The sequence below is a fragment of the Pseudoduganella plicata genome (assembly GCF_004421005.1).
Lineage (GTDB): Bacteria > Pseudomonadota > Gammaproteobacteria > Burkholderiales > Burkholderiaceae_D > Rugamonas > Rugamonas plicata.
This window is the reverse complement of record NZ_CP038026.1, coordinates 4,903,695-4,929,825: the sequence shown is the minus strand read 5'-3', so window position 1 is coordinate 4,929,825 and position 26,131 is coordinate 4,903,695. Positions and strand designations below refer to the sequence as shown.

The window sequence follows — 26,131 nt, the reverse complement described above, 5'->3', positions numbered from 1 at the left end:
CAAACGGTCTATTCAGCAATGGCCGTATTTTCTGTCGCCAGATCCGGTGTTTGGCTAAGAATCCGCTGCCGGACGAACTGGATGTGGCTGCGCAGGCCATACAAATCGTCGGCAAACGACAGCGGCACGGAGATCTGGTTGACGCGGTCCTCGATGTCGTTCAGCCGCGCCAGCTGCGCGCGCCCCACTTGCATCCGCTGCGCCGCGGGTGCCTCGCGCGGTACCTCTTCCAGCGCCTGTTCCACCGTGCGCAGCTGGCCGTACCAGCGATAGATGCGCGAGCGGACGCGCCACACGTACAGCGGCGGCACCACTTTTGATAACGGCAGGATCAGCGCACCCAGCGCCACGACGAGCACCCACATGCGGTCGAGGAAGTTCGCCAGCCAGAAGCTCATGTAGCGCTGCAGGAACGGCGCGCCGTCCTTGTAGAACTTCGCCGCCTCGTCGGCGACGGGAATCTCCGTGTAGCGCGCGGACGGGAACTGACCCTGCTGCGAGAACCACCCCGCCCCGCCGTGAATCTTCGCCGCGGCCTGCACGAACAGCTCGATCAACGCCGGGTGCAGATCCTCGCGCGCCACCAGCGTGGCCGTCGGCGCGATCAGGTGATAGTCGCGCGCCGGCAGGTCGCGCCCCAGGTCGACAATCCCGCGCGGCAGCGTCACGTGCGTCAGGAACGGCAGGCGGCGCGTATAGGCCTCGGCCTGCGTGAAATCGAACAGCGCCACGCCAGGCGTCTGCAGCAGCATCTGGATCAGCGGATCGTCCGGCGCGGCCGCGAACACCAGGCCGTCGATGCGCCCTTCCAGCAGCTCCACGGTGGCCGGCGTGTTATCGAGCTGGCTGACCTGCAGCTCGCCCGGGGCGACACCGTTCACGTCGAGGATCTGCCGGAACAGCCGCGGCGCCCCGCTGCCCCCGGCGCCGATATTGATCTTCAGGCCGCGCAACTGCGTCAGCTGCGCGATCGGCTGCTGGCCGGGACGCTCGCGCAGGAACAGCCAGACGGGTTCCGTGAACAGGCTGCCCAGCGAGACGAGGCCCTCGCGTTCCGGCGCCGACTCGTCGGTCGTCCCGCTCTGCATGAAGGCGATATCGACCTTCCCTTCCTTCAGCAGGCGCAGGTTCTCGCGCGAGCCGTGCGATGGCTGCAGCGTAACGGCGATGCCGTCGCCCTTGAGCGCCGCGGCGTACTTCTTGCCGAAGACGTCATAGGCGCTGTTGTCCTGGCCCGTCCCCAGCACGACCTTGCGCGGCGGCGCCGGATCGACGATCAGGTAGGCGGCGAGGCAGATGGCGGCGATGACGAGGATGGTGGGAGCGGCGGACGCGATGAGATCGCGTATGGAAAAGTTCGTGAACTTGCGGATGCGGTTCATCGTGGAGCGGAGGACGGGTTTCATGGCTGGCTACGATGCCAACTTTTCATCCGCTGCGCAAGGTTTGTAGCGGAAACGCCGGGAGCAGGGCCATCTTCCAAGCTCTGCCCCCCGGCATTTGGCCAACAATCGTTCAACCACCGCAGGCTTTGACGGGAGCACCCAGCGCGGCGGCAGCGGCGGCCACCGACGAATCGGTGGGCAGCGCGGCCTTCTGGTTTGGCTCGATCAGCGGCATCAGGCTTGGCGCCAGCACCGTCAGCAACTGCACCGGCAGGGCGCTGGTGAAGTCGTAGTTCTTCGAGTCCGGGCCGTGCACGTAGGCCGTCATGCTGCCGAAGAAGCGTTCGCCGATATTGAACACGAACGTGGCCGAACGGTTCACGTAGCGCGATTCGATCAGGCGACCGCCGCCACCGTAGACGTCGAAGCGCTGGTCGCCCGTACCCGTTTTGCCGCCGACAAGGATATGGGTGCCGTCGGCCGCGATAAATGCTTCCTTGGCACGCTTGGCCGTGCCGTCCGAGACGACGCCGCGGATTTCATCGGCCACCACGCGCGCCACTTCCGGCGACAGCACCTGCTCGGCGGCGACCTGCCTGGCTCGCGCCACTTTCGTGTCGTACGGCGTGCCGGCGGCGAAGTGCAGTGCATCGATGCGTTGCGTTGGCTTGCGCACGCCGCCGTTCACGATAATGCCCATCATCTCGGCCAGCGCGGCCGGACGGTCGGCCGATGCGCCCAGGGTGGTCGCGTACGACGGCACCAGCGAATCGAACGGATAGCCCATCTTCTTCCACTGGCGGTGGATTTCCATGAACGCTTCCATTTCCAGCAGGCCGGCGATGCGGCGGTCCTGGGCGTGCTTGCGGTGCGTCTTGAACAGCCACTGATACACTTCCTGGCGCTCCTTCGCCGACGCGGCCACCGCCTGCGACAGCGTGGCGCCTTCGTGCTGGCGCAGGTAGGACACCAGCCACAGCTCCAGCGGGTGGACGTTCGACAGGTAGCCACGGTCGGCCAGGTTCCACTTGTCCATCGCGTACTGGTCGTACATCTTTTCCAGGCGCTCTTGCGGCACTTCGTTCTGCGTCGTCAGGTTACCGTTGACGAACATCGCGAACTCGCCTAGCGACGCGTTCGGGAACAGTGTGCGGTGGATGTTCGCCAGGCGCACCGGGGTCGGGCGGATGCTGTCCACGAGAATCCTGTCCAGCTGCGACTTCGGCTTGCCCTTGTACTTGGCGTAGAAGCGGTACAGGAATTCCTTGCCTTCCTTGTCGGCGAAGCGCGCCAGGTACTGGGCGCGGCGCGGATCGTCCGCATCGGCCAGCAGGCTGGCCGATGAACCCGGCGTCTGGAACGAGTAGTAGCGCACCACGTCGCGCATCAGGCGCACGAACAACAGGTTCGTCGAATGACGCAGGCCTTCGCGCACCGTCAGGATTTTCGAGTCGTCCAGCTTGGAGAAGTTGCCGAAGTAGTGCAATCCGCCGCCGGTGAAGAAGCCTTCGCCGGGATTGCCCGAATACTTGCGCTCCATTGCCGCATTCAGCATCCCCGTCAGGTCGCGCTTGTCCATCGGCGTCATCGCCAGGTACTCGATGCCCCACGTGGTCAGGCGGTCCTTCGGATCGACGATGACCTTCTGCAGTTCGGCCACGCTCATGCGGCCGTACTTCTTGTGCAGCTGGTCGACGATGTCCATGTACGTCACCAGGGTGCGCAGCTTGGCCGTGGAGCCCAGATCCAGCTTCGCGCCCTCGTTGATGTCCAGCGGCTGGTCGTAGTTATCCGTCTGCACGCGCAGGTAGTTGACCTTGTCGCCCTTCTCCAGCAAGGTGAAGCTGTAGACGACGTTGGCCGGATCGCCGTTGCCCAGCATGCCCTTGCCCGTCAGGCCGGCCTTTTCCGCCACTTCCACCTCGCGCAGCTCGCGCAGCATCGACGTCACGGCCTTCTGCGCCGTGGCATCGAGCGTGCTGACGACGGACAGGTCGAGCCGGTCCAGGTTGTACATGCGGTTGTCGCCCAGCAGGTTTGCCAGGTGCACGCGCACGGCGTTCGACGCCTTTTTCGTCACGTAGCTCATCGGCGGCGCCGACTGCAGGCCATTGCCCTGGGCCGGACGCAGTTTGACCTGCAGCGCCGCATCGCGCAGTGCCGGCGTGATAACGCCGGCCTGCGCCAGCAGGCGCAGGTGGCTGTTGGCCAGCGTTTCCAGGTCCTCGTCGCCGGCGCCCAGGTAGTAGCTGGGGCGGCGCTGCGCGATCAGCAGCGACAGCGCTTCCTTGAAGGCCAGCGCGCTGCCCGGCTTGTCCATGCTGCCCGACAGCAGCTCGTTGACTTCGTTGAAGTCGCGGCCGTACCAGACCCACATGCCGTCACCGATGCCGTTGACTTCCCCGTAGCCCGGCTTCGCCGACAGCGGCACGGTGTTCAGGTAATCGACGACGATCTGGCGGCGCACCGCCGTCGTGTCCGGGCCCTGCTGGTAGGCGCGCAACGTGGCCGAAACCATCTGCTGCAGCTTGTCCTTCATCGATCCCGTGCGACCTTCCGGCGAGTGGCGGTATTTCTCGATCTGCGTGGCCAGCGTGCTGCCGCCGGCGGCGCGGCTGCCCACCAGCCCAACGGCGCTGGCCGATTTTTCCAGGATCGCCTTCGACAGCCGGTCCCACTCGACGGCCGGATTGCGGGTCGGATATTTGTTGTCGAGCAGCTCGCGGTTCTCGATGAACAGCAGGCTGTGGATCAACGCCTGGGGGGCCTGTTCGAAGCCCGGATAGATCCGCTCCGGGTAACTGGCGCTGAACAGCGGCTGCGCGCGGCAGTCGTAGATCGTCAGGCCCGTGCGGGTCTTTTCGCGGAACGTGGTGAACACGCCCATGTCGGCCAGCTGCACCATCTTCGGCGAGAAGCGCGCCTGCGCCGTGATCTCGTAGTCGCGCTGCTTCAGCCGGGCCAGGTAGTCCGGGATATTGGCATAGCCCAGGCGCTCGTCGTACGGGCTCTCCTTCGGAAAGCGGATCGACTTGCTGGGGCCGGGTTCGACCTTGTAGGTGAGCTGCTTGACGACGCCGGAGAAATAGCGCGACTGCATTGTCGAGGTCCGGAACTCCTGCACCATCCACCAGATCGCGAACGACAGCACGACCAGCATCAGGACGATGAAGGCATTGCGCGAACGGCGGCTCTTGCGGGGTTCGGAGGGTGGCGGCGTGGCCGGTTGGTCGTCGTCCAGGCGCGGGCTCTCGTGGTCGGTTTGGGAAGACATAGAATTCAAATGACTGCGTGGTTTTGCTGCGTGGTGTACTGCGGTTCTGCTACATCACTGCTGCGATTTTAGTATCCGGTGCATCGTTGGCGTTTGCGCCGACGACTCGTTGCGCCGCCCCGTTTATGTTGCAGCGCGCTAACGTCATTGCACCACATCGGCCTGACGCGCACAGCCCAACTCGGCGAATAATTGACGCGGCCCCGTCATTTTCGCAAAAAAACAACGGGCCGCATGGCCCGTTGGTTGACGTGCAAACATGCTGTCACATCGGCGTCACACGGGCGTCATCTGTCGACGGGATGATACTCGGCGCGCAGCGCATCGAGGCCGGCGCACAGGCGTGCAAAAGCGGACTCGACCTGATCAGGCGCGCCCTTCACGCCCAGCTCGATATGCCGGCGTGTCCGGGCGTCGCCCACGCTGGGCAGGCTGAACACCTTGATGCCGGGGAAGGATGTCTCCAGCGCCACCATCAGCGGCGTCAACGCCGATTCGGCGGCCTCGTACACCAGCACGGCCCGCTCGCTGCGCGGCTCGCGGTTGAACAGGTCGGCATGGTGGGTATCGAGCACCCACTCGATCATCGGCCACGCCATCACGGGGAAGCCGGGAACGAAGTAATGGGTGCCCAGCGCGAAGCCGGCGATATTGTTGTACGGGTTGGGGATCAGCGCTGCTCCTTCGGCGAACTCGGCCATCTTGAGGCGGTGCAGGTTTTCCGGCGACGCCAGATCGGCCTCGTTTCCTGCTTCCCGCGCCATCTGCACAATACGCGCCTGGATATTGCGCTTGCCTTCCTCGTGCAGCACGAGCGGGCGGCCCAGTGCCGCAGCGGCGGCAGCACGCGTGTGGTCGTCCGGCGTGGCGCCGATGCCGCCGCAGGAAAACACGATGTCGCTCGTGGCGAAGGTGCGGCGCAGCGTGGCCGTGATACGGACCGGATCGTCGGGCAGGTACTCGGCCCAGCCCAGCTGCAAGCCGCGCGCGGCCAGCAGCTGCAGCACTTTCGGGAAGTGCTGGTCGACCCGCTTGCCCGACAAAATCTCGTCGCCAATGATGATGAGTCCGATCGTCATACGCTCTCCACAACGGTTGTGCTGTCGCTGCGCGCGCGCAGCTGCGCCAGCGCCTCGAGACAATAATACTGAAACCACAGCGCCGTGAAGATAAATATGAGCACGTACAGCCACATCATGAGCGCGAGGAACAGCGGCAGCAGCGCGATGACGAGCGCGGCGCCGGCCGCCATCAGCAGCGGCGGCAGCGCGCCGGCGGCGCCGGACACGAGGCCGATGACCAGCAGGTCCCAGCGCCGTTCGCGCTGGATGGTGCGGCGTTCCTCTTCGCTGGCGTAATCGGCCAGCGCGTCATACGACAGCACGCGGCTGGTCAGCCAGCCCCACAGCAAGGTGGACGAGATCACGGCCAGCGGCGGGATGATGTACAGCGGCAGCGTAGCCAGCCAGACGACGATGAAGACGAGGAACGACGACACCGCCGCGCGCAGCCCGCCCAGCATGCTGCCGCCCTCCTTCTTTTCCAGCTTGGCATAATGGCGCCCGCCCACGTGGCGCACGATGAACGGCATCGCCGCGATGTTCATGAACAGCAGCGCCGACAGGATCATCAGCGGCAACAGCAGCAGCAGCGCGAAGAAAGGCACCACGACCGACTTCAGAAAGCCCAGATGCATCGACTCCAGCCAGGAACTGGTGGTGCGGAAGATCTCGTAGTCGACGAAGTTCGCATGCAGCCAGTCCAGCAGCGGCTGCAGGCCGAAATACAGCACCACGCCCCACAGCAGCAGCGACAGCACGAGCGGCATTGCCGACAGCACCAGCATGCGCACGTGCATCTGCGACAGGACGGCGCGGCCGTAGGCGTTGGCGACGGCGCGCATCAGCGGGCCCTCCGGCGGCCGAACTCGATCATCCGCTTCACGCCCAGCCACTGCTGGCGCCAGAAGCCGCGGCCGTAGTCGCGGCCCGGCACGACACTGCCATCGGCACGGGTGCGCGGCAGCTGGTCGCGCACGCCCGTGTGGGCGAATTCCGGCGTGAAGTTCGCGGTGCGGAACACGATGTCCCAGACCGGCAGCAGCACGGCGAAATTGCAGCCGCCCAGCGAACCCGTGCCCTTCGACTCGTGGCCCTTGCCCACCGCGTGGTGCATGCGGTGGTAGCGTGGCGACACCAGCAGCCATTCGCCGACCCGGCCGAAGTGAATGCGCACGTTGGCATGCTGCAGGCTTTGCAGGATGCGCGACAGCGACACGAGCAGCACGTACTGGCCCGGCGGCACGCCGATGGCCAGCGCGATCAGCGCCATGTACAGGTCGCGCAGCAGGTCGTCGAGCACGTGGTTGCGGTCGTCGCTCCACAGGTTCATGTTCTGCTGGCTGTGGTGCAGGCTGTGCAGCCCCCACCACCAGCGGAAGTGATGCTGGGCGCGGTGGAACCAGTAATCGAAGAAGTCCAGCACAACGAAGTAGATGACGAAGCTGGCCAGCGGGCTCATGTCCGGCGCCAGGTTCTCCAGGTTGAACGGGCGCACGCCATCCATGCGCAGCAGGCCCGCCACGGAATCCATCACCGGATCGACGGTAAAGAAGATCAGCACGGGGAAGAACCCCAGGCGGTGCAGCAGCGTGTAGACGAAATCGTTCCAGCGCGCGCGCGTGTCCGTGAACCGGTGCACCGGCACGAGGGCTTCGAGCGGGCGCAGCACGAGCAGGATCAGCACCAGTTCGCACAGGCCGATCAGGAACCATTCGGTACCCTCGAACGCGTCCTCGAGGAAGTCGGCCTGGCCTGAGTAATACATCGCGGGTTCGATCACGGACTGGAACAGCCAGCCCTGCGCCTGTGCGAACCATTCGGTCAGCAGATGAATCATGTTGTTTTTATTTCGCTGTGTTGGTGGTACGGGATTTGCCAAAATGCGGATGCTCGCGCAGGGTGGCAAAACAGAAGCCCTTGCGTTCCAGCCCCGCGATCAGCGGCTCCAGGTTGGCCGGCGCCCACGGGTCCTTGCGCGACCAGATGCCCATATGGGCCAGGAAGATGTCGCCATCGCGCAGGTTATCGAGGGACTTCTTCAGCAGCGCCGCATTCGGATACGCGGCGCTGGACAGCTCGTCGCCGGAAAACCCCGCCGGCGCCCAGCCGAAATGGGTATAGCCGCAACTCCGCGCGGCCGCTATTGTACGCGCAGACGTCTTGCCGCCGGGAGCGCGCCAGATCGGATCGAGACGATGGCCCGTCAGTTCGGCAAAGCGGGTGTCGACCCGCCCGATCTCGGCGCAGAACTGCGCGGCGGTCCACCGCTGGCGCTTGCCCGCTTCAGGGCCGAATTGCGGCTTGACGACGATGCCGCCGTCCGAGCCGTCCCCGGCGTAGTAGACGTGATCGAACGTGTGCGAGCCGAATGCATGGCCTTCGGCCACGCGCGCCTTCCAGAACGGCGCCCAGGCGGGATCGAGGGAGTAATCGCCGCGCACCGTCTTCTCGTTGGCCAGGAAGAAGGTGGCGCGGATATTGTGGCGCTTGAGCGTGCCGGCGATCAGTTCGGCCTGCGACTGGCTGCCCGTGTCGAACGTGAGGTAGATGGTGCCGCCGCACTGCCCCGCGCCCGCGGGAGCGGTCGCAAGGAGTGCCAGGGCGGCGGTGACGATGGCGGAAAGACGCTTTGTTGCGGTCATGGCAGGCGCGCGCGCCCGTTACATGCGGGCGGACGAATTGGCAAAGAACACACCGTGCGGCGAGCGGCCGACAGGGATGTACTTGACGACCTTGCGGCTGGCCAGGTCGATCACGGCGACCTTCTTGATCCAGCGCAGCGTGACCCACATGGTCTTGCCGTCAGCGGTGATTTCCATGCAGTCCGGACCGCCCGGCACATTGATCTGGCCGACGTTTTCCAGCGTCTTCTGGTCGATGATGTTGATGGAATTGGACACGCGGTTCGACACGTATGTGTAGCGGTTATCGCCTTGCGCGCGGAAATTGTGCGTGCCCGCGCCGGCCTTGATGCGCTTGACGGTCTTCTGCGTGCGCCAGTCGATCACTTCCACGTAGTCGCTGCCCATGATGCCGACCAGCAGATACTTGTCGTCCGGCGTCATCGTGATCCCGGCCGGCAGCTTGCCGACGGGGATGGTCCACTTGATCGTCTGCGTGGCCAGGTCGATCGCGCTGACCTGGTCGCTGCCCTGCTGCGTGATGAACGCCATCTTGCTGTGGGCGTCGAAGGCGATATGGCTGGGCAACTTCGGCATCGGCAGGCGCCTGGAGAGCGTGAAATCCTTGCCGTCGAACTTGTACAGGTCGACGCGGTCCAGCCGCAGCGACGTCGCGACGAACCATTTCTGGTCCGGCGTGAAGCCGATCTGGTACGGGTCCAGGATGTCCTTGATGTGGCGCTGCACCTGGCCCGATTTCGGGTCCAGGAACACCAGTTCGTTGCCGGCGGAGCTGGCCACGATCAGCGACTTGTTGTCCGGCGTGGCCATCAGGTGGTGCGGCTCCTTGCCGACGGCGAACGTCTGCAGACTCTTGTACGAAGACTGGTCCAGCAGCTGCACCGTGGCGTCGCGGGAATTGAGCACGACGACCACATTGCCCGAGGCGGGCTTGGCGACGCCCGCTGGCGGGACATTGGCCTGGGCCACGCCGGCGGCGAGCAGGCAAGCGGAAATCATAGCGCGACGGATACTGCGGAACATGTAGGTTCGCCTGGTAAGGGATGGAAGGCTCTATTTTACGGTTAAACGCCTGAGCAATAGTTACGGAGGACAAGATTTAAGGGGCGATTAAGCCGAGGTTCCGCACGAAAAACAACGGCCTTTACAGAACGTCATCGGCGCCGCGCAGGTACCGCGCAGGTACTATTAACGGGCTTGCAATGCCGTCCCGACAAGCTGCGTCCGACATGGCGCTTTGCCCTCCCTTGGACTACAATCGGCAGCTCGACTGACACTATCAAAGGAACATCATGTCCATCACCACCACCCCATCCGGCCTGCAGTACGACGACGTCACCGTGGGCGACGGCGCCGAAGCGAAAGCCGGCCAGAACGTGACCGTGCATTACACGGGCTGGCTGCGCAACGACGACGGCAGCAAGGGCGCGAAGTTCGACTCCAGCAAGGACCGCAATGACCCGTTCGAGTTCGCATTGGGCGCCGGCATGGTGATCCGCGGCTGGGACGAAGGCGTGCAGGGCATGAAAGTGGGCGGTACCCGTCAGCTGATCATCCCGGCCGACCTGGGCTACGGCGCGCGCGGCGCGGGCGGCGTGATTCCACCGAACGCCACGCTGATCTTCGACGTCGAACTGCTGGGCGTGTAATGCGCCTCCCGGCCCTCACCCTGCTCCTCTTCGCCGCCGGCACCGTGCTGTCCGGCTGCGCCGTCGTCGCCGTGACGGGCGCCGTGGTCGGTGCCGGCGTCACCGTCGCATCGACGGCCGTTGACGTGGGCGTGGCGGCCGGCAAAGGCGTGGTCTATGTCGGCAAGGCGGCCCTCGGGTCGGACGACGACGACGACGAGAAAAAGTAAGCTGCACCACGCGGCTACGATCGTCAAAACAAGAAAGGCACCTTGCGGTGCCTTTCTTGTTTTGTAGGGTGCTTTTTGCAGGTTGCTTCACCGTTGCCAGTTCCTGTGCATAGCCGCCGCTTCGGCCTTTGCGTCAAGCGCTTCGCCCGACATGCGCTGCTCGATCGACAGCTCCACCTGGGAAGGCATCGCATCGACGATGGCGGCACGCGCCGTGCCTGCCGCCGCGGGCCGGGGATTCTGCACCAGCACGGGAATGCGCCACTCCGCGCCGGCCTTGCAGGCCAGGCCGTCGATCTGGCCGCTGCCGTTGCCGCTGGCGAAACTGCGGCAGTAACCGCCTTCCGTGGACACGAACGACATGCCGATGCGCACGGCGCCCGTTGCCGGCACGGCGCCGCGTAATGACGGGGCGGATGGCTGCTGCTCCAGCGCCGCCGCCAGCCGGCCCTGTGCCACCAGGGTGCCGTCGCGGCTGGTCACGAGATCGCTGCGGATATCGTCCTCATGCAGATAATCGATGCCGAATTTACCGGCAAGCCCGGCCAGCACCAGCACGGCGCCCAACGCGCTCCACTCGCGCCATGACCAGCCGGGTGCACGGCTGGCCTTGCGGGCTGCCTGTTGCGACGCTTCGCGCCGGGCACGCACGGCATCGAGGCTGACGACGGTGGCGGTCCGGCCGGGAGGCAACGGCCGCACGCGCCGGCGGGAGGCGTCGTCGCCAGGCGCGAACCCGGCAAATACGTTCGCACGCCGCATCTTGTAGTGTTCGATGCGCCGCGCCAGCGCGGCGTCCCGCGTGCACGCCGCTTCGACGGCATGGCGGGTGGCGGCGTCCAGCTCCCCGTCGGCGTACGCCATCAGCGTTTCATCGGAAAAGGTCATCATCGGCTCCCCGCCAGTTGTCAGCGCCTTTGCGCGAGCCCTGCCGCGCACGCCATGCGGCCAGGCGCGCGCGCTACGCGGCTTCATATTAGCACCGGCGCGGGCGCGCACCGCGCCCCGCTCGCAGTGTGCAGTGCAGCAAATGCGCGTGGCGGCCGACGGGGCGCGATGCAGGCAGGGTCGCGCCCGCGCTTTTTTGTGGAAACCCAATGTCCATATGGGTTTGTTCGCCTGGAAAGCATTACTTTCGGCAAATATTATGCTAATCTGCGGCCTCTATTAACGAAGGAGGTAGTAATGAAAAAAGGCGAACTGATTGCAGAATTTGCGAAACGTACCGAAATGTCCGGTGCCGCCGCTAACGATGCAGTGAACACCCTGATTGCCATCGTTACCGAACGTCTGAAAAAAGGCGACACGGTCGGCATCACCGGTTTCGGCACGTTCTCCGTCGCCAAGCGTGCTGCTCGCAAAGGCCGTAATCCTGCAACCGGGGAAGCGATCAAGATCGCCGCATCGAAGACCCCGAAGTTCTCGGCTGGCGCCACGCTGAAGGCTGCCGTTAACCCGACCAAGAAGAAGTAATCGGGGAAAAGTAATCCGAACTTCCGCCAGAACGGCGGTTCAGGGCTGGCATCGCGCGAGTCTTGAACCGCCGTTTTTCGTTCCAGCGCAGGCGATTCGAGCGATTACTCTACAGTTTGGCGCAGCACGACCGTGCGGATTTTGTATGATGGCGCATCGCCAACCAACCGAGGACCACGATGAGTCTGCAAGAACAGTTCGATCAGGCCATGGCCGATTCGAAGAACCTGCCGGAACGCCCGGACAATATGACGCTGCTGAAGATCTACGCGCTGTACAAGCAAGGCTCGAGCGGCGACGCCACGGGCGAGCGCCCGGGCATGACGGACTTCGTCAACCGCGCCAAGTACGACGCCTGGGCCGCGCTGAAAGGTACGTCGCAGGAGGACGCGCAGCAGCAGTACGTCGACCTGATCAGCGAGCTGAAGGGCTGATCCTTGTTTTGAGCCTGCGCTGAACGTCGGGGACGGCGCCTGGAGGCGCCAGTCCCCAGTGCTTCTTCTGTTACCTCAAGCACCTCAAGCGCCGGCGAAGACCTTGCGCATCTTCTCCGCCACCTTGCTCTGGATCGCCGGAGCGAACATCCCGTACATCATCCCCAGCTTGATCTGCATCTGCGCCTGCTGCGGCAGCAGGGTCAGCGCGCCTTCGATGCCGCTGCGCTCGAAGCGCAGCACGTCGCCCTGCCACTGGCAGGCCAGGTCGAATTCGCGCGCCAGCTTCTGCGCCACCTGTTCCGCCGCGGCGCGGGCCGCGTCCGGCGTCAGATTGTGTTCCTGAATAATATTGATCATGCTGTCGGGGCAAAAAGGCGACATGATGCCACAGGCCTACAGAAGGCGGAAAGCCGCGATCGCCACCAGTGTCGGCGCCAGCGCCGCCAGGAACAGACCCAGGGCCGACACCGTCTCCAGTTCGAAGTAACCCTTGAGGATCGACATGCCGGCCGGATTCGGTGCGTTGGCGATCACCGTCAGGCCGCCGCCCGTCACGGCGCCCGTCACCAGTGCGTATTTGAATTCGTCGCTGAGCCCTTCCACCAGCGAGCCCAGGTAAGTCAGCGCCGCATTGTCGGTAACGGCCGTCAGCGCGGTCGCGCCATAAAAGACGGCGTCGCTGCTCATGCTCATCAGCACGGGTTGCAGCCACCATGCCTGCTGGCCGCCCAGCACGACGAGGCCGGCCAGGAAGAACGCCACCAGCAGCCCTTCGCGCAGGATCAGCCGGTCCTGGAACCGTTCATAGGCCTGCGCCACGCCGAGGAAGAACAGGAACAGGCCAAGGAACACGGCCGGATGATGCGAGAACGCCACCACACCGGCCAGAAACACCACGTGCACAAGCACCAGCGGCAGCGGCACCCGCTCCTGGGGCGGCGTTGGCACCGGCCGGTGCGCCGTCAGTTCGCGCGCGAACAGCAGCGTGACGCCGGCAGCGTTGACCAGGACGGCCAGTGCCGCCTTCCAGCCGATATGGGCCAGCATGAACGGCAGGTCCCAGCCCCACTTGGCCGCCACCATCAGCACGGGCGGCGCCGCGTACGGCGTCAGGGTGCCGCCGATCGACACGTTGACGAACAGCACGCCAAGGACGGCATATTTCAACCGTTCGGAAGCGCCGCCCGCATACAGCCGCTCGGCCAGGATCAGCGCCCCCAGGGTCATCGCCGCCGGCTCCGTGATGAAGGAGCCCAGCAGTGGCACGACAGCCAGCACGACGACGACGAATCCCATCGAACCCGGCAGTGGCAGCGCGCGCGCCAGCAGGTCCACGGCCGCCTTGGTCGTCTGCAGGATGGGCCGGGTGGCGGCAATGACCATGATGACGAACACGAACAGCGGTTCCGTGAAGTTGCGGCTGTCGACATAGGCAATGGCGTCGCCCGTGCCGGCCGTCCCGGCAATGAACGCGACCAGCACCAGTGCCCAGAAGCCGAACACGACCTCGACCTCGCCCAGCAGGTGCCAGATGCCCGCGTGGGCGGGAAAACGGTGGGCCACGCGCTCGAAGGCCCTGGCGCAGAAGGTGTGCAGGATGGCAATGGCGAACAGCGCGGCGCCGGCGATCTGGATGGTGCTGGGGGTCACTGCGGTCTCCTCGTTGAGCTCACATTGTACGACGGCAATCACGCACCGGCCGCTCGCGTCCGGTAGGCAAAATCACACGCCCCTCCTTGTGCTGCATCAAACATTGTGATCGCCGTCGGCGCGACCATGCATTCCCCGGCGCGAACCATTTGCGCCGGCACAGGAGACCGTCACGGGCGGGAGGTGCCCTGAAAATCACGGCCGCGTCCAGCGGTGGTTTCGCCGGCCTGACGCAGCGGCATAGTGTCGACACCGCCTCCAGCCCGGCCGGCCCGGCGCTGGAGGCGGCCGTGGCAAACCTGCGCTTTTTCGATGCCGCGACCGCCATAGCGCCGGCACCACCGGCGCCGACCTGCTGAGCTGGACAGTCGCCACCGAAACGGACGGGCGCCGGCACAGCATCGCCTTCACCCCGGACGGCAGCCCGGCCAGCGCGCCGTGGGAGCGGCTGCTGGCCGGGATCCGCGCGGCCCGATCCTGCGTGCCCATGCCGGCCGCGCTCGCTGGCCACGCGCGGCCGGTGGGCGTATTTGCTTATTTGTATTGTGTCTAAGCCTGAATTGTGAGAAAGAGCGAATTGCCCTAAAATACAGTGCTTTTGCTGGAGGGGACTTCAACAGCCATCGCCGGCTGAGGAAAACGCCAGAACGCGCCACGCAGTACCGGCCCTTGGCGGATGCGGCGCCATGATCGAAATGATCACACTCCAGCGCACCAACATTAATAGGACCGCTATGACCCACGTTGTCACCGAATCTTGCATCAGCTGCCGCTACACGGACTGCGTCGATGTTTGCCCGGTAGATTGTTTCCGTGAAGGCCCGAATTTCCTGGCAATCGATCCGGACGAATGCATCGACTGCGCCGTCTGCGTGGCCGAATGCCCGGTCAACGCCATCTTCGCCGAAGAAGACGTGCCGTCGGACCAGCAGCAATACATCAAGATCAATGCGGACCTGTCCCGCAACTGGCCTTCGATCACGAAGACCAAGCCAGCCCTGCCGGAAGCCGAGCAGTTCAAGGACGTCAAGGAAAAAGCCCACCTGCTGGTGCGCTGATCCACGTGCCGTGAGTGCGGTGCACCCGGCGGCGACGCCGATGCACGTCTTGCGCCGCGGCCGGCAGGACGTTCTCTTTGAAATCACAGGATAAATACTCGCTATGAATATCGTCAGCACCCCTCCAGGTGGTCACCACGAAACCGATGCCGTCATTATCGGCGCCGGCCCGGTCGGCCTGTTCCAGGTCTTCGAACTGGGCCTGCTGGAAATCAAGGCCCACGTGATCGATTCGCTCGCAGCCGTCGGCGGCCAGTGCGTGGAACTGTATCCGGACAAGCCGATCTACGATATTCCCGCCATCCCATCGTGTACGGGCCAGGAACTGACCGACGGCCTGCTCAAGCAGATCGAGCCCTTCGGCCCGACGTTCCACCTGGGCCAGGAAGTGACCGTCGTGCACAAGCGTGAAGACGGTCGTTTCGACGTTGAAACGAGCCTGGGCACCCGATTCATCACGAAGACCATCTTTATCGCTGCCGGCGTGGGCTCGTTCCAGCCCCGCACGATGAAAGTGGACGGCATCGACGCGCACGAAGGCACGCAGGTGTTCTACCGCGTCAAGGATCCGGCGCAGTTCGAAGGCAAGAACCTGGTCATCTGCGGCGGCGGCGACTCCGCGCTGGACTGGGCCCTGAACTTCGTCGGCAAGGCCGAATCGGTCGTGCTGCTGCACCGCCGCGACGACTTCCGTGCCGCCCCGCGTCCGTGGCGAAGATGAAACAGCTGTGCGAAGAATACGAGATGCAGCTTATTATCGGCCAGGTCTCCGGTATCGAGGAGAAGGAAGGCAAGCTGTCCGAACTGCGCGTGACGGGCGCCGACGGCGTGACGCGCCGCGTGCCGCTGGACATGCTGCTGGTGTTCTACGGCCTGTCGCCGAAACTGGGCCCGATCGCCGAATGGGGCCTGGATATCGAGCGCAAACAGCTGAAGGTCGTCAGCACCGAGAAGTTCGAGACGAACGTGCCGGGCATCTTTGCGGTCGGCGACATCAACACCTACCCGGGCAAGAAGAAACTGATCCTGTCGGGCTTCCATGAAGCCGCGCTGGCCGCCTTTGGCGCCGCGCCGTACATCTTCCCTGACAAGAAGATCCACATGCAATACACGACGACGTCGCCGAAATTGCACAAGGTGCTGGGCGTCGAGTCCCCGGTGTTCGACTGACCTCGGACCCGTCCTACACAAAAGCAGCGGAAACGCTGCTTTTTTTGTTTTTGGATCACCATTAAGGTTGTACACAGGCTTGATCGATCATGCACCACTGCGTTGTTCGGGCACATCCGGCGGCATTTCAAAATGCTTTACGTCAAGAAAAATCGGCCTATAATGACCTTATAAATTTCCGTACCGCACCAGTTCATGTCTTTTCTTCGCGGCGCTCACGATCAGGAATTCCTATGCTTTACCAACTCCATGAAATGCAACGCACCTTTCTGAACCCGCTGATGCAGTGGGCGGAAGCGTCTTCGAAACTGTTCAGCAATCCGGTATCGCCGTTCGCGCACACGCCATTTTCGCAACGTATCGCCGCCGGCTACGAGCTGCTGTACCGTCTGGGCAAGGACTACGAAAAACCGGCGTTCGGCATCGACACGACCACCATCGACGGCAAGCCGGTCGGCATTTTCGAACATGCGGCCGTGACCAAGGCGTTCTGCCGCCTCCTGCACTTCCGTAAAGACCTGTCCAACACCGAAGCGCGCGATCTGGCACAGCCGGTCGTGCTGCTGGTGGCGCCCCTGTCCGGCCACCATTCGACCTTGCTGCGCGACACCGTGCGCGGTCTGTTGCCGGAACACGACGTTTATATCACCGACTGGACGGACGCCCGCATGGTGCCGCTGTCGGAAGGTCCGTTCCACCTGGACGACTATATCTATTATGTGCAGGACTTCATCCGCCACCTGGGCCCGGATGTGCACGTGATTTCCGTCTGCCAGCCGACCGTGCCGGTGCTGGCCGCGATCTCGCTGATGGCGACCAACAAGGATGCCAAGCTGCCGAAGACGATGACGATGATGGGCGGCCCGATCGACCCGCGCAAATCGCCGACCGCCGTCAACAACCTGGCTACCGAAAAGCCATTCTCGTGGTTCGAGAACACGGTGATCTATCCGGTGCCGCCGAACTACCCGGGCTTCGGCCGCAAGGTCTATCCCGGCTTCCTGCAGCATGCCGGTTTCATCGCCATGAACCCGGGGCGCCACGCGCAGTCGCACCGCGAGTTCTACATGCACCTCGTGCGCGGCGACGACGAACCGGCGGAAAGCCACCGCAAGTTCTACGACGAATACAACGCCGTGCTGGACATGCCGGCGGAGTACTACCTCGACACGATCAAGACCGTGTTCCAGGAATTCAGCCTGCCGAAGGGCACGTGGGAAGTGGGCGGCCAGCTGGTGCGTCCGCAGGACATCACCAACGTCGCGCTGCTGACGATCGAAGGTGAACTGGACGATATCTCCGGCGCCGGACAGACGCAGGCCGCGCACGAACTGTGCACCGGCATCCCGGCCGACATGCAGGAAGACTTCGTGGTTCCGCAAGCGGGCCACTACGGCATCTTCTCCGGCCGCCGCTGGCGCGAGATCGTCTGCCCGAAGATCACCGCGTTCATCCGCCAGCACGCCTGACCGCTTCAACACTGCAATGCCGCCGCCTTCGGGCGGCTTTTTTTCTGGCGGGTCGGGTTCCCGCTGGTACTGTTATCTACCCGTCGTAACCGATACGGCGCCAGTATTCCCGCTCCAGCCTGGGCAAATCAATCTCGCGCGCCGCGTTGTCGAAAGCCTGCTGCTGCATCTGGCCGACGGACGTGCGGCGGAAGCACAGGTGCATCGTCCGTTCGCGGAACAGGCCGTCGCTGGTGCCGATGCGCTCCCTGTCGGCTGGGGTGAAGGTGGGCTTCGCCAGCAGGTAGCGCAGCACCTGGCGGTCGATGACGACGACGGGGAAACGGCGGAACAGCAGTTTGCGCAGGTTGGTTTCGTCGTTGACGGCTTCCTCGACGGTCAGCGTGCCCTGCGCCGCCTGCGTGTCGAATTCGGCACTGTACGAATAGCCGGACACGGTACCGATGCGCAGCTCGCGCAGGCCTGCCAGGCTGCCGGCACGGACCGGCTGGTCCTTCAGGAACGCCAGCACATAGCTGGTACGGCCCAGCGGCGTGGAGAAATGGCACTGCTTTTCACGTTCGGGCGTGCGCAGCACGGGCATGACGCCGGCATAGCGCGGGTCGTGCATGCCGACCTCCACGGCACGGCGCCACGGAAAATAATCGATGGTGGCCGTATAACCCAGCCGGTCCAGCACGGCGCGCAGCATCGCCCCGGTCAGGCCGTCGTCAGGCAGCCCGCGCGCGAGATACGGCGGCCATTCCTCGCCCGCAAGACGGATCGACTGCGGCGTCTGCGCCCGCACCAGGGATACTGCACACATGATGATGCCGGCGATGGCGAATCGCCATCGGCTTGCCACTGGGCGGGTTGGCTTCACTTCGTACATGCAATATGCTCCCATAACAACGGCAGGAACGCCATACGTGCCCAGCCCTGCGCCCGTGCGACAGTTCAGCCCTGAGGCAATGCGTACTTGCCCCGCCTGCCAGGCCGGGTTTTCGCCGCGCGGGCGCCGATGAAGGATAATGTCGGTTTGTTCCGCCAACCTTGTCCTTCAACGTGACCGAATCGAAATCCTTTGCCGACCGCATCGAGGACGCGCTGCCGCAGACGCAGTGCACCAAGTGCGGCTACGCCGGCTGCCGGCCTTATGCCGAAGCCATCGCGGCGGGCACGGCGCAGATCAACCAGTGCCCGCCCGGGGGCGCCGAGGGCATCCGCCGGCTGTCCTCCGTGACGGGCCATCCCGTCATCCCTCTCAATCCCGTCAACGGCCTGGAGCGCCCGCGCGCCGTGGCTTTCATCGATGAAGCGTTGTGTATCGGCTGCACGCTGTGCATCCAGGCGTGTCCTGTGGACGCCATCGCCGGCGCCGCCAAACAGATGCACGCCATCGTTCCCGAGCTGTGCACGGGCTGTGACCTGTGCGTCAAGCCCTGCCCCGTCGACTGCATCGTCATGTATCCCGTGACGGAGACGACGGGCTGGGATGCGTGGTCGCAGCAGGATGCGGACGCCGCCCGCGACCGCCACGACTTCCGCAACGCACGCCTGCAGCGCGAGCGCCAGGAAAACGACGCGCGCCTGGCCGCGAAAGCGCAGGCGAAGATGGAGGCGGTCGACCGCCTGAACCCCGACAACGCCGCCGAGCTGGCGGAGAAGGAACGCAAGCGCGCCATCATCGCCGCCGCGATGGAGCGGGCGCGCCTGAAGGCCGAAGCGGCCAAAGCCGCCAACGAGAAGCCAGGAGACCAATGAACGCAGCCAAACGTCACGAGATCTTTCGCCGCCTGCGCGAAGCCAACCCCCACCCGACCACGGAACTGGAATACACGACGCCGTTCGAACTGCTGATCGCCGTGCTGCTCTCGGCGCAGGCGACGGACGTGGGCGTCAACAAGGCCACGCGCAAGCTGTATCCGGTGGCGAATACGCCACAGAAGATCCTGGACCTGGGGCTGGACGAACTGACGACCTACATCCAGACCATCGGCCTGTACAAGACCAAGGGCAAGAACGTGATGGCGACCTGCCGGATCCTCGTCGACCAGTACGGCGGCGAAGTGCCACACGACCGCGCGGCGCTGGAGTCGCTGCCGGGCGTGGGCCGCAAGACGGCCAACGTCGTGCTCAACACGGCCTTCGGCGACCCGACGATTGCCGTCGACACGCACATCTTCCGCGTGTCGAACCGCACCGGGATTGCACCAGGAAAGAACGTCGACATCGTCGAGCAAAAGCTGCTCAAGTTCGTGCCGAAGGAATTCCTGCAGGACGCCCATCACTGGCTGATCCTGCACGGCCGCTACACCTGCATCGCCCGCAAGCCGCAATGCTGGAACTGCATGATCGCCGACCTGTGCGAGTACAAGGCCAAAACGCCGGCGCCTTCGGTGGTATAGGGTGCCGGCTGAGCCCGTGACAACAACGGGGTCAGGCACAAAAACTGTCACAAGCTCGCCGCTTAGCCAGGCTCATCCAGCCAACTGTTGAGGACGTGACAGTTTCCGTGCCTGACCCCGATGTTGTCATCGGGCTGTCAGAGCAGCACCATATTGTCGCGGTGGATCAGCTCCGGTCCCTCGACGAAGCCGAGGATGCCTTCGATCTCGCCGGACGGCTTGCGCACGATGCGGCGGGCTTCGCTGCTGGTGTAGTTGGACAGCCCGCGCGCAATGGCGACGCCGCCTTCGCTGACGCAGGTGATGACGGCACCGCGGCCGAACTCGCCGCGCACTTCGATTACGCCGATCGGCAGCAGTGACTTGCCCTCGCGCGACAGCTTCTCCACAGCACCCGCGTCGATGACGACCTGGCCGGCCGTGTGCAGGTGGTCCGTCATCCACTGCTTGCGCGCCGTCAGGTGGCCCATCTGCGCTTCCAGTTCCGTGCCGATCGCTTCACCGCCGGCAAGTCGCGTCAGTACGCCCTCCTCGCGGCCGAACGCAATCACCGTATGGGCGCCAGAGCGGGCGGCCCGTTTGGCAGCCAGGATTTTCGTCAGCATGCCGCCGCGGCCCAGGCTGGAACCGGCGCCGCCCGCCATCGCTTCCAGGGCCGGGTCGCCCGCGCTGGCGCGTTCGATCAGGTACGCCGCCGGGTCCTTGCGCGGGTCGGCCGAGAACAGGCCGCGCTGGTCCGTCAGGATAATCAGCACGTCCGCTTCGATCAGGTTCGCGACCAGCGCACCCAGCGTGTCGTTGTCGCCGAACTTGATCTCGTCGGTGACGACCGTGTCGTTCTCGTTGATGATGGGGACAACGCCCATGCCCAGCAACGTCGTCAGTGTGGAGCGGGCGTTCAGGTAGCGTTCGCGGTCGGCCAGGTCGGCATGCGTGAGGAGCACCTGCGCCGTGCCGATGCCGTGCGCGCGAAAACTCGTTTCGTAGATCTGCGCCAGGCCCATCTGGCCGACGGCCGCGCAGGCCTGCAGTGCGTGGATATCGGTGGGGCGATGCTCGAAGCCCAGGCGCAGCATGCCCTCGGCGATCGCGCCGGAGCTGACCAGGACCACCTGTTTGCCCAGCGCGCGCAACGCGGCGATCTGCGCGGCCCAGCGGGCAATGGCCGCATGATCGAGGCCGCGGCCATCATTGGTGACGAGCGACGAGCCGACCTTGACGATCAGGCGGCTGGCTTTGTGAACCAGCGAAGGAATGGGGGAATTCATGGTGTGCGGCCAATCTCTTATTGAAAAGTGGATCTGGATTCGCCAGGCAGGTCGCCCGGTTTTGCCGCGGACGTTGCCGGCCCCTGCGTGTGGCAGGTCCGGCAAGTCCAGGTGTTGCGATTTTAATCGAGAACCTTGAAGCGCGGGTCGTCCGGGTCGATCGACGAGATGCCGCGCGCCTCTTCCGTCATCTGCGTTTCTTCCGCGCGCTGCTCGGTGTGGCGCTTCGCCTCGAGGTGCAGGTAGATGGCGTTGACGAGTTCCTGCGTGCCTTCGTGCGACAGCGCGGAGATCTCGAACACGGGGCCCTTCCAGCCGAACTTCTTGACGAAGTCCTTCACGCGCTTGGCGCGTTCTTCCGCCGGGATCACGTCCACCTTGTTGAGCACCAGCCAGCGCGGCTTGTCCAGCAGCTCCTGGTCGTACTTCTCCAGCTCCTTGACGAGTGCCTTGGCCTCCTTGACGGGATCCACGGTCGCCTCGAACGGCGCCAGGTCCACGATGTGCAGCAGCAGGCCCGTACGCGACAGGTGACGCAGGAACTGGTGACCCAGGCCCGCACCTTCCGCGGCGCCTTCGATCAGGCCCGGAATGTCGGCGATGACGAAGCTCTTCTCGTGCGACACGCGCACGACGCCCAGGTTCGGGTGCAGCGTCGTGAACGGGTAGTCGGCGATCTTCGGACGGGCGTTCGACACGGCCGTGATGAACGTCGACTTGCCGGCGTTCGGCATGCCCAGCAGGCCCACGTCCGCCAGCACCTTCAGCTCCAGGCGCAGTTCGCGGCGTTCGCCTTCCTTGCCTTCCGTCTTCTGGCGCGGCGCGCGGTTGGTCGACGTCTTGAAGTGGATATTGCCCCAGCCGCCCTCGCCGCCCTTGGCCAGCAGTTCGATCTGGCCGTGCTCCGTCATGTCGGCGATGATTTCGCCGGACACTTCGTCGATGATCAAGGTGCCGACCGGCACGCGCAGGGTGACGTCGTCCGCGCCCTTGCCGTAGCAGTCGGAGCCGCGGCCCGCTTCGCCGTTGCTGGCGCGGTGCATCTTCGAATAGCGGTAGTCGACCAGCGTGTTGATGTTACGGTCGGCCACGGCCCAGATAGAGCCGCCCTTGCCGCCGTCGCCGCCGTCCGGGCCGCCGAACGGGCGGAACTTCTCGCGTCGGAACGATGCGCAGCCGTTGCCGCCGTCGCCGCCGATGACTTCGATTCTTGCTTCGTCGATGAACTTCATAATGTACCGCCTGAAAAATAGTGGGCTCTGTACTCGTTAAGCACTGACGGGTATCAGTGCTTAACGAGGACAGCGCCAAACAAAAAAGGCTCCACCTGTGGCAGAGCCCTTCATCGGACAGGACTCTCGTCCTGTCAGGCCCGGTCCCTGCGGCGCGGACGCCGCAAGAAATCAGGGCCTGTCGTGATCCAGTGGATTACTGCGCAGCTGGAACGACGGTGACAAACTTGTGGTTGCCAGCGCCTTTGGTCACGAACTTGACCACGCCGTTCACCAGAGCGAACAGGGTGTGGTCCTTGCCGGTGCCAACGCCTTCGCCGGCGCGCACCGGGGTGCCGCGCTGACGAATGATGATGCCGCCTGCATTGATCGTCTGACCGCCGTAAACCTTAACGCCCAGGCGTTTTGATTCGGAATCGCGGCCGTTGCGGGTAGTACCGCCACCTTTTTTGTGTGCCATTTAATGCTCCTTGAAGACTAAATTCTGACAACAGCGATTAGCCGTTGATCGAAACGATTTGGATTTCGGTGTAGTTCTGACGATGGCCCTGGTGTTTCTGGTAGTGCTTACGACGGCGCATCTTGAAGATCTTGACCTTGTCGTGACGACCTTGGGAAACCACTTTCACGAGAACCGTTGCACCTTCAACCAGTGGAGCACCAAACTTGATGCTGTCGCCCGCGCCGACGGCGAGGACTTGATCGATGGTGAGTTCGGAACCAATGTCAGCAGGTATCTGTTCTACTTTGAGTTTTTCGCCAGCGACAACTTTGTATTGCTTGCCACCGGTTTTTATGACCGCGTACATGATTTGAAACCTCATCAAATGTTATTAAAAATCCCTTGCTCAACGCCAGTACGCATTGCCTCGCAAGAGACAAAAACGAACGGACGGATGCCGGGGAACCTGTGATTATACATGGATGGGAAATCGACGTCAAAAAGTATTCACAAAGGCATCCGCTCGTGGTATGTCGGCAACGTGGCACGTGCATGTCGTATAATTCGGACCACCTCAATCCGTCCAACGCAGGTCCGCCTTGTCCACCCAACCAGCCAGCCAGAACAACATCATCAGTACCATTGCCGCCGACATGGAGGCCGTCAATGACGTGATCCGCCAGCGCCTGCACTCGGAGGTCGCGCTGGTCAATCAGATTGCGGAGTACATCATCAGCGCCGGTGGCAAGCGGATCCGGCCGGTGCTGGTGTTGCTGGTGGCGAACGCCTATTCGTACAAGGGCGCGGCGCATCACGAGCTGGCAGCGGTCGTCGAATTCATTCACACCGCGACCCTGCTGCACGACGACGTCGTCGACGAATCGTCGCTGCGCCGCGGCCGCGCCACGGCCAATGCGCTGTTCGGCAACGCGGCCTCCGTGCTGGTGGGCGACTTCCTGTACTCGCGCGCCTTCCAGATGATGGTGTCGCTGAATAATATGCGCATCATGAGCATCCTGTCCGATGCCACCAACGTCATCGCCGAAGGCGAAGTGCTGCAGCTCTTGAACATGCACGACCCGGACGTAACGCAGGACAGCTACCTGCAGGTGATCCGTTCCAAGACGGCCAAGCTGTTCGAGGCGGCCGCCGAACTGGGCGCCCTGGTCGCCGGTGCGAACGACGAACAGATCGCCGCTGCCGGCGAATACGGCCGCTCGCTGGGCACCGCGTTCCAGCTGATCGACGACGTGCTCGATTACGCGGGCGACGCCAGCGAAATCGGCAAGAACGTGGGCGACGACCTGCGCGAGGGCAAGCCAACCATGCCGCTGATCTACCTGATGGAGCACGGCACGGAAGAACAGCGCCAGCTGGTGCGCTCGTGCATCGAGACGGGCGACGAACAGCATTTCGACGCGATCCTCGCCGCCATCACCAGCAGCGGCGCATTGGACTACACGCGCCGCGAAGCGCAGAAGGCCGCGCAGCGCGCCATCGACGCCATCGCCGCCATGCCGGACAGCCGCTACAAGGACTCGCTGCTGCAGCTGGCCCGCTTCGCCGTCGACCGTAACCATTGAGCCGCAGCGCCATGAAAAAGCCCAATGGCGACAACGGCACCCCCGAACCGCGCCTGTACCGCGTCGTGGCCGAGCGCGTCCAGCAGCTGATCCAGGATGAAAAGATCGCACCCGGCGCGCGCCTGCCGGCCGAGCGGGAACTGTCCGCCAAGCTCTCCGTCAGCCGCGCCTCGCTGCGCGAAGCGCTGATCGCGCTCGAACTGGGCGGCGTGGTGGAAGTGCGTGGCGGCTCGGGCGTCTACGTCTGCGAACGGCCGCTGCCTGCCGAAGTGCCGGAAACCGGCCCTGGCCCGTTCGAAGTGCTGGCCGCGCGCCGCCTGATCGAATCGGAAATCGCCGCCATCGCCGCCAAGGTGGCGACCGCTGCGCATGTGGACGCGATCCTGCGCGCTGTCGAAGAGATGGAACGCCACCACGAGGACCGCGCCAGCAACGAGCAGGCCGACCGCAACTTCCACCTGGCGATCGCCCGCGCGACGGGCAATACCGCCTTTGTCGGCGTCATCGAATACCTGTGGAACAACCGCGGCTCCTTGTGGCACAAGCTGAAGGAGCATTACCAGACCGAGGAACTGCGGCTGGAAACGCTGCCGGACCACCGCAAGATCCTCGAAGCCATCGCCGCACACGACCCGGCCGGCGCGCGGCACGCCATGCGCGCCCACCTGGAGCGCGTGACGCGCACGTTCTCGCGCGGCTGAAAAAACCGGTGACAGGCACCGGTTTCCGAAGCACCGAGGACAAGCTCTCAAACCTGCTGCGCCAACCCCGCCGCCAGCCGCTCGCTTAACTCCGGCCCCACGCGCTTGAACCCCAGCAGGCGCGCCGCGCAGCGGATCATCTCCGCATCCGAGCCGCCGGCATTTTCCTCCCGCGCCAGCCTTAACGCGGCCCCCATCTCCAGCATCGAAATACTGCCCGCCTTGACGACGGTGCCCGTCTCCTGCGACCTGTCGCGCACCGGCGGTGCCTCGAACTGCGCCTGCGTGTACCAGAACGTCCCGTCCGACAGCAGCCCAGCGCCTTCCAGCGCGGTGCGCGTCGCCGCCAGGATGCGCGCCCCGGCCTTGTCCTTGCCGAAGCAGGCAGCCACGCGCCGCGCCGCCTCCTCCACGTGGATCGGCCCCTCTTCCGTCACGATGCGCTCGACCAGCGCCGCCAGCTGCGCCGGCGGCAATTCGTGCGGCTCGCCATCGCCCATCGGCACGACACAGCGCGCATATAACGGCACCCGTGGCGCGGCAGCCGGCGCCAGCACGGGTTCCTCCGGCTCGGCCGCAACGACCGGCGGCGTGGCGCCATTGGCGCCGTCCATCGACACCGCCTGCTGCACCGCCAGGCGCGCCTCGTCCAGCGCCGCATCGAGCGCCATCCGCAGCCGCTCGATCTCGCCGTCGCGCCGATAGAACCAGTCGGTGCTCCAGATCCGGTGCAGGCGCCAGCCCAGATGCCGCAGCACCTCCTGGCGCAGCCGCTCGCGCTCGCGGGCCCAGCGCGCATCGCGCCACGTCGGGCCGTCGCATTCCAGCGCCAGCAGATACGTATCCGGCCGCTCGGGATGGCGCACGCCCAGATCCACGTGGAAGCCCGGGGAGCCCACCTGCACATCGACGAGATAACCCATGCCGCGGATGACGTCCGCCACGTCCTGCTCCAGCGGCGTCGAGGCCGCCATGCCGGCCGCCGCCGCGAAGGTCCCCGATCGCGAGCCGCCTCGAGGAAGCGCTTCAGGATGCGCGGCC

General features: G+C 64.6%; 26 protein-coding genes and 1 pseudogene. 11 read left to right on the top strand and 16 right to left on the bottom strand.

What is annotated here, in order from left to right; translation table 11 throughout:
* Positions 1–8: 8 nt before the first annotated feature.
* The 7 genes from E1742_RS21850 to E1742_RS21820 all read right to left on the bottom strand — a co-directional run bounded on the left by E1742_RS21850 (position 9) and on the right by E1742_RS21820 (position 9,385).
* Positions 9–1,382: a TAXI family TRAP transporter solute-binding subunit gene (locus E1742_RS21850; protein WP_134388274.1), complete on the bottom strand. Its 1,374-nt coding sequence runs from the start codon at positions 1,380–1,382 to the stop codon at positions 9–11.
* Positions 1,383–1,515: 133 nt separating this feature from the next.
* Positions 1,516–4,659: a transglycosylase domain-containing protein gene (locus E1742_RS21845; protein WP_134387226.1), complete on the bottom strand. Its 3,144-nt coding sequence runs from the start codon at positions 4,657–4,659 to the stop codon at positions 1,516–1,518.
* Between the two features lie 287 nt (positions 4,660–4,946).
* Entirely contained in the window at positions 4,947–5,738 is a 792-nt protein-coding gene (locus E1742_RS21840; RefSeq protein WP_134387225.1) for a competence/damage-inducible protein A, read from the bottom strand.
* A complete protein-coding gene (locus E1742_RS21835) occupies positions 5,735–6,562 on the bottom strand; it encodes an EI24 domain-containing protein (RefSeq protein WP_134387224.1) in 828 nt (275 codons plus the stop codon). Before E1742_RS21835 ends, E1742_RS21840 begins: the two co-directional genes overlap by 4 nt.
* Positions 6,562–7,557 (bottom strand): sterol desaturase family protein, encoded by a 996-nt coding sequence (locus E1742_RS21830; protein ID WP_134387223.1) that lies wholly within the window; start codon positions 7,555–7,557, stop codon positions 6,562–6,564. The genes E1742_RS21835 and E1742_RS21830 overlap by 1 nt, the downstream gene beginning before the upstream one ends.
* A gap of 7 nt (positions 7,558–7,564) precedes the next feature.
* Positions 7,565–8,362, bottom strand: a complete 798-nt coding sequence (locus E1742_RS21825; protein ID WP_134387222.1) for a polysaccharide deacetylase family protein — start codon at positions 8,360–8,362, stop codon at positions 7,565–7,567.
* 18 nt (positions 8,363–8,380) lie between these two features.
* Positions 8,381–9,385, bottom strand: coding sequence for a YVTN family beta-propeller repeat protein (locus E1742_RS21820; RefSeq protein ID WP_134387221.1), 1,005 nt, complete (start codon positions 9,383–9,385; stop codon positions 8,381–8,383).
* 269 nt (positions 9,386–9,654) lie between these two features.
* Between E1742_RS21820 and E1742_RS21815 the strand changes: the two genes are divergently transcribed.
* On the top strand, positions 9,655–10,011 hold the full coding sequence (locus E1742_RS21815) for an FKBP-type peptidyl-prolyl cis-trans isomerase (RefSeq protein ID WP_134387220.1): 357 nt from the start codon (positions 9,655–9,657) through the stop codon (positions 10,009–10,011).
* Positions 10,011–10,220, top strand: a complete 210-nt coding sequence (locus E1742_RS21810; RefSeq protein ID WP_134387219.1) for a hypothetical protein — start codon at positions 10,011–10,013, stop codon at positions 10,218–10,220. Before E1742_RS21815 ends, E1742_RS21810 begins: the two co-directional genes overlap by 1 nt.
* 87 nt (positions 10,221–10,307) lie before the next feature.
* Here the strand turns inward: E1742_RS21810 and E1742_RS21805 are convergent, their stop codons facing one another.
* Positions 10,308–11,111, bottom strand: a complete 804-nt coding sequence (locus E1742_RS21805; RefSeq protein WP_229466211.1) for an anti-sigma factor family protein — start codon at positions 11,109–11,111, stop codon at positions 10,308–10,310.
* Positions 11,112–11,405: 294 nt separating this feature from the next.
* On the opposite strand from E1742_RS21805, the gene E1742_RS21800 reads away from it, so the two are divergent.
* Together E1742_RS21800 and E1742_RS21795 are read left to right on the top strand one after the other, a co-directional pair.
* A complete protein-coding gene (locus E1742_RS21800) occupies positions 11,406–11,693 on the top strand; it encodes an HU family DNA-binding protein (RefSeq protein ID WP_050409188.1) in 288 nt (95 codons plus the stop codon).
* Positions 11,694–11,872: 179 nt separating this feature from the next.
* Complete coding sequence (locus tag E1742_RS21795) at positions 11,873–12,127, top strand: acyl-CoA-binding protein (RefSeq protein WP_134387217.1); 255 nt, start codon at positions 11,873–11,875, stop codon at positions 12,125–12,127.
* Positions 12,128–12,211: 84 nt separating this feature from the next.
* On the opposite strand, the gene E1742_RS21790 is transcribed toward E1742_RS21795, so the two are convergent.
* Positions 12,212–12,487: a polyhydroxyalkanoic acid system family protein gene (locus E1742_RS21790; RefSeq protein WP_229466209.1), complete on the bottom strand. Its 276-nt coding sequence runs from the start codon at positions 12,485–12,487 to the stop codon at positions 12,212–12,214.
* Positions 12,488–12,523: 36 nt separating this feature from the next.
* Positions 12,524–13,780, bottom strand: coding sequence for a putative Na+/H+ antiporter (locus E1742_RS21785; RefSeq protein WP_134387215.1), 1,257 nt, complete (start codon positions 13,778–13,780; stop codon positions 12,524–12,526).
* 734 nt (positions 13,781–14,514) lie between these two features.
* On the opposite strand from E1742_RS21785, the gene fdxA reads away from it, so the two are divergent.
* The 3 genes and pseudogenes from fdxA to E1742_RS21770 all read left to right on the top strand — a co-directional run bounded on the left by fdxA (position 14,515) and on the right by E1742_RS21770 (position 17,477).
* Positions 14,515–14,838, top strand: coding sequence for a ferredoxin FdxA (gene fdxA / locus E1742_RS21780; RefSeq protein WP_134387214.1), 324 nt, complete (start codon positions 14,515–14,517; stop codon positions 14,836–14,838).
* 103 nt (positions 14,839–14,941) lie between these two features.
* Positions 14,942–16,008 (top strand): annotated as a pseudogene (locus E1742_RS21775) (NAD(P)/FAD-dependent oxidoreductase).
* Between the two features lie 233 nt (positions 16,009–16,241).
* A complete protein-coding gene (locus tag E1742_RS21770; RefSeq protein WP_134387213.1) occupies positions 16,242–17,477 on the top strand; it encodes a polyhydroxyalkanoate depolymerase in 1,236 nt (411 codons plus the stop codon).
* Between the two features lie 76 nt (positions 17,478–17,553).
* On the opposite strand, the gene E1742_RS21765 is transcribed toward E1742_RS21770, so the two are convergent.
* Positions 17,554–18,282 carry a substrate-binding periplasmic protein gene (locus tag E1742_RS21765; protein ID WP_166793534.1) on the bottom strand — a complete coding sequence of 243 codons (729 nt, stop codon included), beginning with the start codon at positions 18,280–18,282 and terminating at the stop codon, positions 17,554–17,556.
* A 227-nt stretch (positions 18,283–18,509) separates the two neighbouring features.
* Here E1742_RS21765 and rsxB point away from each other — a divergent pair, with 227 nt between their 5' ends.
* Positions 18,510–19,220, top strand: coding sequence for an electron transport complex subunit RsxB (gene rsxB, locus E1742_RS21760; protein WP_229466207.1), 711 nt, complete (start codon positions 18,510–18,512; stop codon positions 19,218–19,220).
* The gene (gene nth / locus E1742_RS21755; RefSeq protein ID WP_134387210.1) at positions 19,217–19,864 is read left to right on the top strand and encodes an endonuclease III; all 648 of its coding nucleotides are present in this window, start codon (positions 19,217–19,219) and stop codon (positions 19,862–19,864) included. Before rsxB ends, nth begins: the two co-directional genes overlap by 4 nt.
* A 137-nt stretch (positions 19,865–20,001) precedes the next feature.
* Here nth and proB read toward each other — a convergent pair whose 3' ends face one another.
* The 4 genes from proB to rplU form a co-directional block, all read right to left on the bottom strand.
* Positions 20,002–21,132: a glutamate 5-kinase gene (gene proB / locus E1742_RS21750; protein ID WP_189568662.1), complete on the bottom strand. Its 1,131-nt coding sequence runs from the start codon at positions 21,130–21,132 to the stop codon at positions 20,002–20,004.
* Positions 21,133–21,254: 122 nt separating this feature from the next.
* A complete protein-coding gene (gene obgE, locus E1742_RS21745) occupies positions 21,255–22,364 on the bottom strand; it encodes a GTPase ObgE (protein ID WP_134387209.1) in 1,110 nt (369 codons plus the stop codon).
* Positions 22,365–22,560: 196 nt separating this feature from the next.
* On the bottom strand, positions 22,561–22,824 hold the full coding sequence (gene rpmA, locus E1742_RS21740) for a 50S ribosomal protein L27 (RefSeq protein ID WP_134387208.1): 264 nt from the start codon (positions 22,822–22,824) through the stop codon (positions 22,561–22,563).
* A gap of 37 nt (positions 22,825–22,861) precedes the next feature.
* A complete protein-coding gene (gene rplU, locus E1742_RS21735; protein ID WP_130185982.1) occupies positions 22,862–23,173 on the bottom strand; it encodes a 50S ribosomal protein L21 in 312 nt (103 codons plus the stop codon).
* 232 nt (positions 23,174–23,405) lie between these two features.
* Here rplU and ispB point away from each other — a divergent pair, with 232 nt between their 5' ends.
* Positions 23,406–24,389: an octaprenyl diphosphate synthase gene (gene ispB, locus E1742_RS21730; protein ID WP_134387207.1), complete on the top strand. Its 984-nt coding sequence runs from the start codon at positions 23,406–23,408 to the stop codon at positions 24,387–24,389.
* An 11-nt stretch (positions 24,390–24,400) separates the two neighbouring features.
* Entirely contained in the window at positions 24,401–25,090 is a 690-nt protein-coding gene (locus tag E1742_RS21725; RefSeq protein ID WP_134387206.1) for a FadR/GntR family transcriptional regulator, read from the top strand.
* 47 nt (positions 25,091–25,137) lie between these two features.
* Here the strand turns inward: E1742_RS21725 and E1742_RS27495 are convergent, their stop codons facing one another.
* A complete protein-coding gene (locus E1742_RS27495) occupies positions 25,138–26,013 on the bottom strand; it encodes a DUF3320 domain-containing protein (RefSeq protein ID WP_503826307.1) in 876 nt (291 codons plus the stop codon).
* Positions 26,014–26,131: the final 118 nt, after the last annotated feature.

Bases quoted from the DNA above. Each gene is read 5' to 3' on its own strand.
- E1742_RS21850 (WP_134388274.1), bottom strand. From the start codon at position 1,382: ATGAACCGCATCCGCAAGTTCACGAACTTTTCCATACGCGATCTCATC.
- E1742_RS21845 (WP_134387226.1), bottom strand. From the start codon at position 4,659: ATGTCTTCCCAAACCGACCACGAGAGCCCGCGCCTGGACGACGACCAA.
- E1742_RS21840 (WP_134387225.1), bottom strand. From the start codon at position 5,738: ATGACGATCGGACTCATCATCATTGGCGACGAGATTTTGTCGGGCAAG.
- E1742_RS21835 (WP_134387224.1), bottom strand. From the start codon at position 6,562: ATGCGCGCCGTCGCCAACGCCTACGGCCGCGCCGTCCTGTCGCAGATG.
- E1742_RS21830 (WP_134387223.1), bottom strand. From the start codon at position 7,557: ATGATTCATCTGCTGACCGAATGGTTCGCACAGGCGCAGGGCTGGCTG.
- E1742_RS21825 (WP_134387222.1), bottom strand. From the start codon at position 8,362: ATGACCGCAACAAAGCGTCTTTCCGCCATCGTCACCGCCGCCCTGGCA.
- E1742_RS21820 (WP_134387221.1), bottom strand. From the start codon at position 9,385: ATGTTCCGCAGTATCCGTCGCGCTATGATTTCCGCTTGCCTGCTCGCC.
- E1742_RS21815 (WP_134387220.1), top strand. From the start codon at position 9,655: ATGTCCATCACCACCACCCCATCCGGCCTGCAGTACGACGACGTCACC.
- E1742_RS21810 (WP_134387219.1), top strand. From the start codon at position 10,011: ATGCGCCTCCCGGCCCTCACCCTGCTCCTCTTCGCCGCCGGCACCGTG.
- E1742_RS21805 (WP_229466211.1), bottom strand. From the start codon at position 11,111: ATGATGACCTTTTCCGATGAAACGCTGATGGCGTACGCCGACGGGGAG.
- E1742_RS21800 (WP_050409188.1), top strand. From the start codon at position 11,406: ATGAAAAAAGGCGAACTGATTGCAGAATTTGCGAAACGTACCGAAATG.
- E1742_RS21795 (WP_134387217.1), top strand. From the start codon at position 11,873: ATGAGTCTGCAAGAACAGTTCGATCAGGCCATGGCCGATTCGAAGAAC.
- E1742_RS21790 (WP_229466209.1), bottom strand. From the start codon at position 12,487: ATGATCAATATTATTCAGGAACACAATCTGACGCCGGACGCGGCCCGC.
- fdxA (WP_134387214.1), top strand. From the start codon at position 14,515: ATGACCCACGTTGTCACCGAATCTTGCATCAGCTGCCGCTACACGGAC.
- E1742_RS21770 (WP_134387213.1), top strand. From the start codon at position 16,242: ATGCTTTACCAACTCCATGAAATGCAACGCACCTTTCTGAACCCGCTG.
- E1742_RS21765 (WP_166793534.1), bottom strand. From the start codon at position 18,282: ATGTGTGCAGTATCCCTGGTGCGGGCGCAGACGCCGCAGTCGATCCGT.
- nth (WP_134387210.1), top strand. From the start codon at position 19,217: ATGAACGCAGCCAAACGTCACGAGATCTTTCGCCGCCTGCGCGAAGCC.
- proB (WP_189568662.1), bottom strand. From the start codon at position 21,132: ATGAATTCCCCCATTCCTTCGCTGGTTCACAAAGCCAGCCGCCTGATC.
- obgE (WP_134387209.1), bottom strand. From the start codon at position 22,364: ATGAAGTTCATCGACGAAGCAAGAATCGAAGTCATCGGCGGCGACGGC.
- rpmA (WP_134387208.1), bottom strand. From the start codon at position 22,824: ATGGCACACAAAAAAGGTGGCGGTACTACCCGCAACGGCCGCGATTCC.
- rplU (WP_130185982.1), bottom strand. From the start codon at position 23,173: ATGTACGCGGTCATAAAAACCGGTGGCAAGCAATACAAAGTTGTCGCT.
- E1742_RS21725 (WP_134387206.1), top strand. From the start codon at position 24,401: ATGAAAAAGCCCAATGGCGACAACGGCACCCCCGAACCGCGCCTGTAC.
- E1742_RS27495 (WP_503826307.1), bottom strand. From the start codon at position 26,013: ATGGGTTATCTCGTCGATGTGCAGGTGGGCTCCCCGGGCTTCCACGTG.